Here is an 11,340-nt window from a genome sequence, read left to right on the forward strand (position 1 = left end):
GCTGCCCGGCGCGCGCGACCACGTGGGCTGCGTGGCGCACGGCGGCCTGATCCACGTGGTCGGCGGCCGCTTCAACACCTTCGAATACAACACCGACCTGCACCACGTCTACCTTCCCGCGCGCGACACCTGGGAGCCGCGTTCGCCGCTGCCCACCGCGCGCTCGGGCCATGGCCTGGTGGTCTATCGCGACCGCTTCTTCGCCATGGGCGGCGAGGGCGGTTTCCTCGTCGGCGGCGTGCCGCGCCAGGCCAAGGTCTTCGGCCAGATGGAAAGCTACGATCCGGTGGCCGACAGCTGGCAGCGCCATGCGCCCATGACCACGCCGCGCCATGCCGTCGGTGCCGCCGTCATCGGCGACTGGATCTACGTGGCCGGCGGTGGCGCCGTGCTCGGCGGCTCGGTGCAGTCGGCGGTGCACGAGGCCTTCACGCTGGGCTGAGCGCCTTCGTCGCCCCTTCTTTTTTCGTTTTCTCACCCGCTCTTTCATGGACTCCCAACCCCCGCTCGATCTCCTGCCTCCCGGCGACGACAACAACGGCGGCGACGGCACCTCGCTCACGCTCGCCGACTATGCCCAGACCGCCTACCTCGAATACGCGCTGAGCGTGGTCAAGGGCCGCGCGCTGCCCGACGTGTCGGACGGCCAGAAGCCGGTGCAGCGGCGCATCCTCTATTCGATGTCGCGCATGGGCCTGGGCTTCGGCGGCACCAACGGCACCGTGGGCGCCAAGCCCGTGAAGAGCGCGCGCGTGGTCGGCGACGTGCTCGGCCGCTTCCATCCGCACAGCGACCAGGCCGCCTACGACGCGCTGGTGCGCATGGCGCAGGACTTCTCGCAGCGCTATCCGCTGGTCGACGGCCAGGGCAACTTCGGCAGCCGCGACGGCGACGGTGCCGCGGCCATGCGCTACACCGAGGCGCGCCTCGCGCGCATCACCAGCCTGCTGCTCGACGAGATCGACGAAGGCACGGTCGACTTCATCCCCAACTACGACGGCAGCACCGAGGAGCCGCGCCTCTTGCCCGCGCGGCTGCCGTTCACGCTGCTCAATGGCGCCAGCGGCATCGCGGTCGGCCTGGCCACCGAGATCCCGAGCCACAACCTGCGCGAGATCGCCGATGCCTGCGTGGCGCTGATCAAGTCGAACGGCAAGCTCAGCGAGGAAGAGCTGTTCGCCATCGTGCCCGGCCCCGACTATCCGGGCGGCGCGCAGATCATCAGCAGCGCGGGCGACATCGCCGATGCCTACCGCAGTGGCCGCGGCTCGCTCAAGGTGCGCGCGCGCTGGAAGATCGAGGACCTCGCGCGCGGCCAGTGGCAGCTGGTGGTCAACGAGCTGCCGCCGGGCGTGAGCACGCAGAAGGTGCTCGAGGAGATCGAGGAGATCACCAACCCCAAGGTGAAGGCCGGCAAGAAGGCACTGAGCACCGAGCAGACCCAGGTCAAGGCCGCGATGCTCTCGGTGCTCGACGTGGTGCGCGACGAGTCGAGCAAGGACGCCGCCGTGCGCCTGGTGTTCGAGCCCAAGACCTCGCGCATCAGCCAGGAGGAATTCATCACCACCTTGCTGGCGCAGACCTCGCTCGAGACCTCGTCGTCGATCAACCTCACGATGGTGGGCATCGACGGCAAGCCGACGCAGAAGTCGCTGCGCCAGATGCTCACCGAGTGGATCGCGTTCCGCGAGATCACCGTCGAGAAGCGCACGCGCTTCCGCCTCAACAAGGTGATGGATCGCATCCACATCCTCGAAGGCCGGCAGCTCGTGCTGCTCAATGTCGACGAGGTGATCGCGATCATCCGTGCGGCCGAAGATCCGAAGGCCGCGCTGATCGAGCGCTTCAAGCTCAGCGAGATCCAGGCCGAGGACATCCTCGAAATCCGCTTGCGCCAATTGGCGCGGCTCGAGGCCATCAAGATCCAGCAGCAGCTCGACGAGCATCGCATCGAGCAGAAAAAGCTCGAGGACATCCTCGCCAACCCTGCCACGCTGCGCCGCCTGCTGGTCAAGGAGATCGAGGCCGATGCCAAGACCTTCGAAGACCCGCGCCGCACGCTGATCCAGGCCGAGAAGCGCGCCGTGGCCGAGGTCAAGGTGGTCGACGAACCGGTCACCGTGATCGTCTCGCAGAAGGGCTGGGTGCGCGCGCAGAAGGGCTGGGCCAGCGAGAAGGCCGCGGGCAACGGCGCCGCGGCGCCCGAGTACAGCTTCAAGTCGGGCGACTCGCTCTACGGCGCCTTCGAATGCCGCAGCGTCGACACGCTGCTGGTGTTCGGCAGCGCCAAGGACAAGAGCGTGCGCGTCTACACCGTGCCCGTGGCCTCGCTGCCGGGCGCGCGCGGCGACGGCCAGCCGGTCACCACGCTGATCGAGCTCGATGCGGGCACGCATGTCACGCACTACTTCGCGGGCCCGGTCGCGGCCAGCCTGCTGCTGGCCAATTCGGGCGGCTACGGCTTCATCGCCACGGTCGAGAACATGATGTCGCGCCAGCGCGGCGGCAAGGCCTTCATCGACGTGGGCGAGGGCGAGCAGCTGTGCCGGCCCTCGCTGGTGGGCGGTGCCGGCGGCGCCGAGCCCATGCCCGCGGCCACGCACGTGGCCTGTGCCTCCACGGGCGGGCGCATCCTGACCTTCGAGATCGCCGAGCTCAAGAGCCTGCCCAAGGGTGGCCGCGGCCTCACGCTGATCGACCTCGAGCCCAAGGACACCCTCGCGGGTGCCGCGGCCTACACGCGCAGCGTGAAGATCGAGGGCATCGGCCGCGGCGGCAAGGAGCGCGACGAGACGCTCGAGATCCGCACCCTCAACAACGCACGCGGCGCCCGCGCGCGCAAGGGCAAGGCGGCCGACCTGGGCTTCAAGCCGACCAGCATCGTGCGGGTGCTCTGATGGGCGGCCTCGACATCAGCACCATCGGCTTCGTCATCGCGATCGTGACCGGCATCGGGAGCTTTCTCGTGGGCCGGCACTTCCGCGGCAAGCGCGCCGAGAAGAAGCGCGCGAAGGACCGCGTGGCGGCGCAGGCGCTCGAGACGCGCCAGCAGCGCCGCGCGCGCGAGCGGCGCGAGCGCGGCTAGCCGCTCGCTGCCCGTTACTTCAGGCCTTCCCACCAGCGCACGTTGGTGCGCGCCTGGCCCACCGTCAGCACCTCGCCGATCACCGGCGTGGCCAGTTCGATCTTGCGCTCCTGCGTGAGCTTCGCGATGCGGTCCAGCGGGTCGTGCCAGCTGTGGAAAGCGAGGTCGAAGGTGCTGTTGTGCACCGAGTAGAGCACCTTGCCGCGCAGGTCCTCGAAGGCCTGCACGCTCTGCTCTGGCGTCATGTGGACCGCGGGCCAGTAGGCGTCGTAGGCGCCGTTCTCCATCAGCGCGAGGTCGAAGCCGCCGAAGCGCTCGCCGATCTGCTTGAAGCCCGGGAAGTAGCCCGAGTCGCCGCTGTAGAAGATGCGTTGCTCGCCGCTTTGCACCACCCACGAGGCCCACAGCGTGCGGCCGCGGTCGGTCAGCGAGCGGCCCGAGAAATGCTGCGCCGGCGTGGCCGTGAGCTTCACGCCGTCGTGCTCGCCGCCCTGCCACCAGTCGAGCTCGCTGATGCGCTCGGGCGGCACGCCCATCGCGACCAGCCGCGCCTTCACGCCCAGCGGCACGAAGTAGTGCTGCACCCGCTTCGCGAGGTACTCGATGGTGTAGACGTCGAGGTGGTCGTAGTGGTCGTGCGAGAGGATCAGGCCCTCGATCGGCGGCAGGTCCTGCAGCGCGATCGGCGGCTGGTGGAAGCGCTTGGGCCCCGCGAACGAGAACGGCGACACGCGCTCGCCGAACACCGGATCGATCAGCCAGTACTTGCCGCGCAGCTTGAGCAGGTGCGAGGAATGGCCCAGGCGCACCACGTGGTTGGCCTGCGCATCGAGCGCGGCCAGCGCGGCCGGCGTCAGCGGCTTCACGGGGATCGCATCGGTGGGCACCGAATCGGTCTTGGTCTCGAAGAAGAAGCGGGTCCAGATCTTCCACGTGCTCTGGTTGGGCAGCACGTCGGGGTTGTCCATGTTCTCGAAGGTGCAGCCCTTGAACTGCGGCGAGGCGTCGTAGCGAACCTCGCAGCCGCTGTTGCTGCTGCAGCCGGCCAGCAGCGCGCAGGCGGCCGCGAAGGCGGCGGTGGCGCGCCTGCGCAGGCGCTGCGAAAGGGAAGGAGCGTTGGGGTCGGTCATGGCAGGTGTTGTGTGGTTCTGCGGGCGGCGCGAGCTTAGCGGCGGGTGCGTGGGCAATGGTTTCAACGTCAGAAACATTCGCCGGGCAGGGGCATTGGCGCGTCCTGTGCGATCCTTCGGCCTCACCGTCCCGCGCACCAGAAAGGGTTCCCATGACTCTCGCCGTCCTCGTCATCGACATGCAGCGCGGCCTCGTCGACGACGCCCCGCGTCCGCACGAAGCCGCCGCGGTGATCGAGCGCATCAACGCGCTCACCGAGCGTGCCCGCGCGGCCGGCGTGCCGGTGGCTTTCATCCAGCACGAGAATGAGGTCGACCTGGTGTTCGACTCCGAGCGCTGGCAGCTCGCCGGCGCGCTGAATACGGATACGCGCGACGCGCGGCTGCGCAAGACCACGCCCGATTCCTTCCTGCGCACGCCGCTCGATGCCTGGCTCTCGGAGCGTGGCGTGAAGCGCGTGGTGGTCTGCGGCTATTCGTCGGAGTTCTGCGTCGACACCACGGTGCGCCGCGCGGCCGGGCTGGGTTACGCGGTGACGCTCGCGGCCGACGCCCACACCTCGCACGACAAGCCGCATGCCACGGGCGCGCGGATCCGCGCCCACCACAACGCCACGCTCGCGGACATCACGAGCTTCGGCGTGCCGATCCGCGCGGTCGACAGCGCGCAGGTGTCGTTCGGCGGCTGAGGCCGGCGCGCGGTTTCAGTCGGCCCCGGGCCGCCACACCCGCACCAGCGCCCCGAGTTTCTCCCGGAAGCTCATGCGGTCGTTCGACAGCACGTCGATGAAGTCCGACAGCCGCTGCGACTTGACCATGGTGTAGACCGTGAGCCAGGTCGTGAACACCAGCACCACGCCGAACCAGATCGCCTTGCGCCACAGCGGCGCCTCGGCCTCGGCCAGCAGATTCATGCCGAGGAAGCCGGTGGTGATGGTGCCGATCAGGCCGAACAGGGTCACGACCGTGAGCCGCACCACGGTGTTGGCCTGGCGCCGCAGGCTGTCGGCGTCGAGGTAGGTGTTCATGTCGGCGATGCGCTCCTTGACTTCGTCGTAGAGCGGATCGAGCCCGAGGTGGGTGGCGCACAGGTGCGACAGCGCGCGCACCTGCGCCTGCTCCGAGATCTCGTGGAACCAGTAGCGGTGGGTGAAGCGCAGGAAGCGTTCGAAGCTCGCGCGGATCGCGCGCTTGAAGCGCTTCACGCTCGGCGTGCTGCGGATGTCGAGCCGCTTGAGCGCCTCCACCAGCTGGTCCGAGAACATCAGCAGCGAGGCCTTCTGGAAGTGCGCGATCAGGAACAGCAGGAAGTGCTGGTGGCGGAACTGCGCGAGCACGCCGCGGTCGCGGCAGCAGAAGAACTCGGAGCGCGCATCGCCCACCACGATCAGCGCATGGCCGTTGCACAGGTAGCGCGTGTGGGGGGCCGCGCCGGCATCGACCCAGAAGCGGTCGTAGCAGTAGCGGCTCTCGAAGTCGGCCAGGTGGTGGTCGGCATAGGGCAGGTGGTCCTGGCGTCCCGCGAGCGCCGCCTCGGCCTCGCCCGCGCCCGTGACCAGGCCGAGGCGGATGAAGTCGTTGCGCGTGAGCCGCTTCGGATCGTCGAGCGACAGGTAAGCCATCACCGGCATGCGGTAGTACTCGATCTGCCGGTAGCGCAGCGCGCCCTTGTCCTCCGAATGGTCGCTCACCAGCGGCTGCATCAGGTAGGCCCAGTGGGCCGAGATGCGCGGCGCGCGGTGCTGCGCCACGTGCGAGATGAAGGCCTCGCTGTGCTGCGCGTCGGAGCTGGCGAGCACGCGGCCGTCGGCCGCCAGCCATTCGACGCTGGCCATGCAGTGCAGCGCGCCGCCCTCGGCATCCCAGCCCGCGGGATAGGCGCGGCCGAAGCGATAGAGCAGCTCCTGCGCTTGCGCCAGGCTCAGGTCGTTCACGCCGACCTCGAGGTTCAGCAGCACCACGTCGACGTCGAAGAAGAAGTAGAGGTCGCAGTGCACCACCTCGAGCGTGATCGGCGCCTCGCCGGCGCGCGTGACCACGCGCACCGCGGCGATGTCGTGGCGGCGGAAGATGCGCATCGGCGAATCGCCGTCGCTGCCCGACTCGGGCCCGCCGGCCTGCGCGCGCGAGCGTCCCTCGCCATAGAGGAAGCGCTGCACGTAGGGCAGGAAGCTCACGAACTCGTTGTAGTGGCGCTGGTGGAAGCGGCTGCTGTCGCCCGTGTATTCGTCGATCTCCTCGCGCCAGGGCGAGGCCTCGCCCATCTCGCGCAGCAGGTGCCAGGGCGCCTGGTGCGCGGACTTGGCATCGCGCACCGGCATCAGCCGCACGGGCCACAGCAGGGCCTGGCGCAGGTGCTTCACGGCGGGGGCATGGGCGGAGGTCTCGGCGAGCGTGGCGCCGGGGTCTTCGGCCATGTCGTCCAGCTGCGCGGTCGTGGGGTCGGCCAGGGGTGTGAGCATCGCGGAAGTGTAGGCAGCGCTCCCCCGCAAAGGCCGACTAGGGTAATCCCTCGGTCATCGTGAAACCGGTTTCATATAAGCTGCAAGCATTGCTTTTCCACTCGGCGCGCGCACCCGCGCCGCAGCCGGACCATGAACTACCAGTTTCAATTCGACGCCGTCTTCGCCGCCTGGCCGCTGCTGCTCAAGGGCACGTGGATCACCGTCCAGCTGTCGCTGGTCGCCACCGTGCTCGGACTGGTAGTGGCCATCTTCTGCGCCTGGGGCAAGACCTCGGGGCCGGGCTGGCTGCGCTTCGTGATCAACGCCTACATCGAGGTGATCCGCAACACGCCGTTCCTGGTGCAGCTGTTCTTCTTCTTCTTCGCGCTGCCGGCCATCGGCCTGCGCTGGTCGCCGCAGACGGCCGCGCTGGTGGCGATGGTGGTGAACCTCGGCGCCTACGCCACCGAGATCATCCGCGCCGGCATCGAATCCATTCCCAAGGGCCAGATCGAGGCGGGCCGCGCGCTCAACCTCAAGTCCTGGGAGATCTTCCGCTTCATCATCATCAAGCCCGCGCTCAAGGCCATCTATCCCGCGCTCACCAGCCAGTTCATCCTGCTGATGCTGAGCTCGGCGGTGGTCTCGGTGATCTCGACCGACGACCTGACCTCGGTGGCCGCCAACCTGCAGTCGCAGACCTTCCGCAGCTTCGAGATCTACATCGTGGTCGCGGCCATCTACCTCGCGCTGGCGCTCGCCTTCTCGGCGATGTTCAAGCTGATCTACAAGCGCACGCTCAACTACCCGGACCGCCGGTAAGCGTCGACCGACGGAGACCACCACACCATGCGCACCTTCGGCTTTTCCGAATTCCTGTTCATCCTCGAAGCGGCCCAATGGACGCTCGCGCTGTCGGCCATCGCCTTCGTGGGCGGCGCGATCCTGGGGCTCGCGATCGCGCTCATGCGCACGTCCGAATCGGCGTGGGCACGCGGCGTCTCGACCACCTTCATCCAGATCTTCCAGGGCACGCCGCTGCTGCTGCAGCTGTTCCTGGTGTTCTTCGGCGCGCCGGTGCTGGGGCTGGACATCAACCCCTGGGTCGCCGCGGGCGTGGCGCTGGTGCTCAACAGCGCGGCCTTCCTCGGCGAGATCTGGCGCGGCTGCATCGAGGCCATTCCGCGCGGCCAGTGGGAGGCGGCGCAGGCGCTGAGCCTGAGCTACAGCGCGCGCATGCGCGACGTGGTGCTGCCGCAGGCCTTCAGGATCGCGCTCGCGCCCACCGTGGGCTACCTGGTGCAGATCATCAAGGGCACGTCGCTCGCGGCCATCATCGGCTTCGTCGAGGTCACGCGCGCCGGCCAGATCGTCAACAACGCCACCTTCCAGCCGCTCATCGTGTTCTCGGTGGTGGCCGCCATCTACTTCGTCATCTGCTGGCCGCTGTCGCTTTTGGCCGCGCGCATGGAGCGCAAGCGCGCACGCGCGCTGGCCCGCTGATTTCCCCGTTCGCCATCTTCCCCGTCGCTTTCGTTTTTTCCGTCGCTTCCTTTCTTTTTCAGGAGACACATCCCATGACCCGCACCACCACCCGCCGCGCAGCGATCGCAGCCCTCGGCCTCGGAGCCGCCCTCACCGTGTTCGCCCCCTTCGCCTCGGCGCAGAGCGTGGCCGACATCAAGAAGAAGGGCGAGATCACCATCGGCATGCTGGTCGACTTCCCGCCCTACGGCACCACCGATGCGAAGAACCAGCCCGACGGCTACGACGCCGACGTGGCCAAGCTGCTGGCCAAGGACTGGGGCGTGAAGGCCAACATCGTGCCGGTGACCGGCCCGAACCGCATTCCCTTCCTGCTGACCAACAAGGTCGACCTGCTGGTCGCCTCGCTGGCCATCACGCCCGAGCGCGCGAAGCAGGTGCAGTTCTCGCAGCCCTACGCGGCCGCCACCATCGTGCTGTACGGCGCGACCAAGACCCCGATCAAGGCCGCCGGTGACCTCAAGGGCCTGCGCGTGGGCGTAGCCCGTGCCTCGACCCAGGACGTGGCCGTGACCAAGGCCGCGCCCGAAGGCACCGAGATCCGCCGCTTCGATGACGACGCCTCGGCCATGCAGGCGCTGATCTCGGGCCAGGTCGACGCCATCGGCTGCTCGGTGACCGTGGCCGCCCAGATCGCCAAGCGCGTGCCCGCCGGCACCTACGAAAACAAGTTCACGCTGGTGCAGCAGTCGATGGGCATCGCGCTGCGTCCGGGCCAGGACGAGCTGACCAAGGCCGTCAACGACTTCGTGGCCAAGAACACCGCCAACGGCGAGCTCAACAAGCTCTACCAGAAGTGGCTGCAGGCCGACCTGCCGAAGATGCAGTAAGCCGGGAGCGGAACACCTCATGACCGACCCCATCATCCGCATGGAAGCCGTCAACAAGTGGTACGGCGACTTCCAGGTGCTGACCGGCATCGACCTCAGCGTGCGCACGGGCGAGCGCATCGTGATCTGCGGGCCCTCGGGCTCGGGCAAGTCGACGCTGATCCGCTGCATCAACCGGCTCGAGACGGTGCAGAAGGGCCGCATCGAGGTCGACGGCATCGAGCTCACGGCCGGCGGCAAGAACGTCGACGCGGTGCGGGCCGAGGTCGGCATGGTGTTCCAGCAGTTCAACCTGTTCCCGCACCTCACGATCCTGCAGAACTGCACGCTGGCGCCGATGCGCTCGCGCGGCATGACGCAGGCGCAGGCCGAGGAGGTGGCGATGAAGTACCTCACGCGCGTGCGCATTCCCGAGCAGGCCCACAAGTACCCGAGCCAGCTCTCGGGCGGCCAGCAGCAGCGCGTGGCGATCGCGCGCGCGCTGTGCATGACGCCCAAGATCATGCTGTTCGACGAGCCCACCTCCGCGCTCGACCCCGAGATGGTGAAGGAAGTGCTCGACACCATGATCGGCCTGGCCGAGGACGGCATGACCATGCTGTGCGTGACGCACGAGATGGGCTTCGCGCGCAGCGTGGCCGACCGCGTGATCTTCATGGCCGAGGGCAGGATCGTGGAGCAGGCGCCGCCCGAGGAGTTCTTCGGCAATCCCCAGAACGAGAAGACCCGGCAGTTCCTGGGCCAGATCCTCAGCTCGCACCAGGCCCACTGATGTCCTTCGAGGTCCTGATTTCCTTGTCCTCCTTCGGCGCGGCCGAGGTGGGACGCCATGGCCAGCTCTGGTGCTCGCAGCTGTCGAAGCGCGCGGGCGCCGATTCGGTGGAGGTGCGCGGCGAGATGCTGCGCGACGCCGAGGCCGAACTGCCGGCGCTCAACGGCCTGGCCTCGGTCTACTCCAGCCCCGAGGGCCTGTGGGCCCAGGGCGGCTGGCTCGACAGCGCCGCGCTCAAGCGCGGCATCGCGGCCGCCACGCGCGTGGGCGCGAAGCGGCTGAAGATGTCGATCGGCGACTTCCAGCCGTCTTCGCACGGCTCGCTCTGGGGCCTCAAGGTCGAGCTGGCCGAAACCCGCGTCGAGCTCGTGATCGAGAACGACCAGAGCGTGCGCGCCGGCACCGTGCCCGCGCTGCAGGCCTTCTTCGAAGCCGCCGACCGCGCGGGCGTGTCGCTGGGCATGACCTTCGACATGGGCAACTGGCACTGGGTCGGCGAATGCCCGCTGCAGGCCGCGCAGGCGCTCGGCCAGCGCGTGCGCTACGTGCACTGCAAGGGCGCGCAGCGCCTGCCGCACAAGTGGGTGGCGGTGCCGCTGGGCGACTCCGTGGCACCCTGGCGCGCCGTGCTGCGCGCGCTGCCGGCCGACGTGCCGCACGCCATCGAATACCCGCTCGTGGGCGACGACCTCGAGGCCGTCGTCCGCACGCAGATCGACTTCATCCGCGCCGCGCGCGCGTAGCGAAACCACTCACACCGATGACAGAACCCACCGCCTTCGACGTCGCCCTGTTCGGCGAGGCCATGCTGCTGCTCGTGGCCGACCGGCCGGGGCCGATCGAGGATGCGCAGTCCTTCCACAAGCGCACCGCCGGCGCCGAGACCAACGTGGCCATCGGCCTGTCGCGCCTGGGCCTGAAGGTGGGCTGGGCCAGCCGGCTCGGCACCGACTCGATGGGCCGCGCGCTGCTCAACGCGATGCGCGCCGAGGGCATCGACTGCTCGCACGTGATCGCCGACGCCACGCAGCGCACCGGCTTCCAGTTCAAGGGCCGCGTCACCGACGGCAGCGACCCGCCGATCGAATACCACCGCAAGGGCTCGGCCGCGAGCCACATGGGCCCGGCCGACATCGACGAGCCCTGGCTGCGCTCGGCGCGCCACCTGCATGCCACCGGCGTGTTCGCGGCCATCTCCGAGACCAGCCTGCAGGCCGCGCTGCGTTCGATGGACGTGATGCGCGCCGCGGGCCGCACCATCTCCTTCGACACCAACCTGCGCCCGACGCTGTGGTCCTCGAAGGAGACCATGCGCCACTGGATCAACGAGCTGGCAGCGCGCGCCGACTGGGTGCTGCCCGGCATCGAGGAGGGCCTGCTGCTCACCGGCCATGACCAGCCCGAGGACGTGGCGCGCTTCTACCGCGAGCGCGGCGCGAAGCTGGTGGTGGTCAAGCTCGGCGCCGAGGGCGCCTACTACGACAGCGACGTGGCCGGCACCGGCCGCGTCGCGGGCTTCCCGGTGAAGGAAGTG

General features: G+C 68.8%; 12 protein-coding genes. 10 read left to right on the forward strand and 2 right to left on the reverse strand.

Features of this window, described 5'->3' with window-relative positions:
* The 3 genes from AC27VN_RS19485 to AC27VN_RS19495 form a co-directional block, all read left to right on the forward strand.
* On the forward strand, positions 1 to 442 hold a 442-nt coding region (locus AC27VN_RS19485; RefSeq protein WP_490877562.1), incomplete at its 5' end, for a Kelch repeat-containing protein.
* A 46-nt stretch (positions 443 to 488) separates the two neighbouring features.
* Entirely contained in the window at positions 489 to 2,897 is a 2,409-nt protein-coding gene (gene parC / locus AC27VN_RS19490) for a DNA topoisomerase IV subunit A (protein WP_490877563.1), read from the forward strand.
* Positions 2,897 to 3,085: a hypothetical protein gene (locus tag AC27VN_RS19495; RefSeq protein ID WP_093354683.1), complete on the forward strand. Its 189-nt coding sequence runs from the start codon at positions 2,897 to 2,899 to the stop codon at positions 3,083 to 3,085. Before parC ends, AC27VN_RS19495 begins: the two co-directional genes overlap by 1 nt.
* A 14-nt stretch (positions 3,086 to 3,099) precedes the next feature.
* On the opposite strand, the gene AC27VN_RS19500 is transcribed toward AC27VN_RS19495, so the two are convergent.
* Positions 3,100 to 4,215, reverse strand: coding sequence for an MBL fold metallo-hydrolase (locus AC27VN_RS19500; RefSeq protein WP_093354686.1), 1,116 nt, complete (start codon positions 4,213 to 4,215; stop codon positions 3,100 to 3,102).
* Positions 4,216 to 4,367: 152 nt separating this feature from the next.
* On the opposite strand from AC27VN_RS19500, the gene AC27VN_RS19505 reads away from it, so the two are divergent.
* Positions 4,368 to 4,904: a cysteine hydrolase family protein gene (locus AC27VN_RS19505; RefSeq protein ID WP_490877564.1), complete on the forward strand. Its 537-nt coding sequence runs from the start codon at positions 4,368 to 4,370 to the stop codon at positions 4,902 to 4,904.
* Positions 4,905 to 4,919: 15 nt separating this feature from the next.
* Here the strand turns inward: AC27VN_RS19505 and AC27VN_RS19510 are convergent, their stop codons facing one another.
* A complete protein-coding gene (locus AC27VN_RS19510) occupies positions 4,920 to 6,632 on the reverse strand; it encodes a hypothetical protein (RefSeq protein WP_490877569.1) in 1,713 nt (570 codons plus the stop codon).
* A 177-nt stretch (positions 6,633 to 6,809) separates the two neighbouring features.
* On the opposite strand from AC27VN_RS19510, the gene AC27VN_RS19515 reads away from it, so the two are divergent.
* The 6 genes from AC27VN_RS19515 to AC27VN_RS19540 form a co-directional block, all read left to right on the forward strand.
* Positions 6,810 to 7,481, forward strand: coding sequence for an amino acid ABC transporter permease (locus AC27VN_RS19515; protein ID WP_490877565.1), 672 nt, complete (start codon positions 6,810 to 6,812; stop codon positions 7,479 to 7,481).
* A 27-nt stretch (positions 7,482 to 7,508) separates the two neighbouring features.
* On the forward strand, positions 7,509 to 8,162 hold the full coding sequence (locus AC27VN_RS19520; RefSeq protein WP_490877566.1) for an amino acid ABC transporter permease: 654 nt from the start codon (positions 7,509 to 7,511) through the stop codon (positions 8,160 to 8,162).
* A gap of 74 nt (positions 8,163 to 8,236) precedes the next feature.
* Positions 8,237 to 9,034, forward strand: coding sequence for a transporter substrate-binding domain-containing protein (locus AC27VN_RS19525; RefSeq protein ID WP_093354693.1), 798 nt, complete (start codon positions 8,237 to 8,239; stop codon positions 9,032 to 9,034).
* Between the two features lie 19 nt (positions 9,035 to 9,053).
* Positions 9,054 to 9,806 (forward strand): amino acid ABC transporter ATP-binding protein, encoded by a 753-nt coding sequence (locus tag AC27VN_RS19530; RefSeq protein WP_490877567.1) that lies wholly within the window; start codon positions 9,054 to 9,056, stop codon positions 9,804 to 9,806.
* The gene (locus tag AC27VN_RS19535) at positions 9,806 to 10,549 is read left to right on the forward strand and encodes a sugar phosphate isomerase/epimerase family protein (RefSeq protein ID WP_261216057.1); all 744 of its coding nucleotides are present in this window, start codon (positions 9,806 to 9,808) and stop codon (positions 10,547 to 10,549) included. The genes AC27VN_RS19530 and AC27VN_RS19535 overlap by 1 nt, the downstream gene beginning before the upstream one ends.
* A gap of 17 nt (positions 10,550 to 10,566) precedes the next feature.
* On the forward strand, positions 10,567 to 11,340 hold a 774-nt coding region (locus AC27VN_RS19540), incomplete at its 3' end, for a sugar kinase (RefSeq protein WP_490877568.1).

The organism is Variovorax sp. 20P10.2.4 (assembly GCF_058244205.1).

Coding starts and splice junctions, on each gene's coding strand:
- parC (WP_490877563.1), top strand. CDS start 489: ATGGACTCCCAACCCCCGCTCGATCTCCTGCCTCCCGGCGACGACAAC.
- AC27VN_RS19495 (WP_093354683.1), top strand. CDS start 2,897: ATGGGCGGCCTCGACATCAGCACCATCGGCTTCGTCATCGCGATCGTG.
- AC27VN_RS19500 (WP_093354686.1), bottom strand. CDS start 4,215: ATGACCGACCCCAACGCTCCTTCCCTTTCGCAGCGCCTGCGCAGGCGC.
- AC27VN_RS19505 (WP_490877564.1), top strand. CDS start 4,368: ATGACTCTCGCCGTCCTCGTCATCGACATGCAGCGCGGCCTCGTCGAC.
- AC27VN_RS19510 (WP_490877569.1), bottom strand. CDS start 6,632: ATGGCCGAAGACCCCGGCGCCACGCTCGCCGAGACCTCCGCCCATGCC.
- AC27VN_RS19515 (WP_490877565.1), top strand. CDS start 6,810: ATGAACTACCAGTTTCAATTCGACGCCGTCTTCGCCGCCTGGCCGCTG.
- AC27VN_RS19520 (WP_490877566.1), top strand. CDS start 7,509: ATGCGCACCTTCGGCTTTTCCGAATTCCTGTTCATCCTCGAAGCGGCC.
- AC27VN_RS19525 (WP_093354693.1), top strand. CDS start 8,237: ATGACCCGCACCACCACCCGCCGCGCAGCGATCGCAGCCCTCGGCCTC.
- AC27VN_RS19530 (WP_490877567.1), top strand. CDS start 9,054: ATGACCGACCCCATCATCCGCATGGAAGCCGTCAACAAGTGGTACGGC.
- AC27VN_RS19535 (WP_261216057.1), top strand. CDS start 9,806: ATGTCCTTCGAGGTCCTGATTTCCTTGTCCTCCTTCGGCGCGGCCGAG.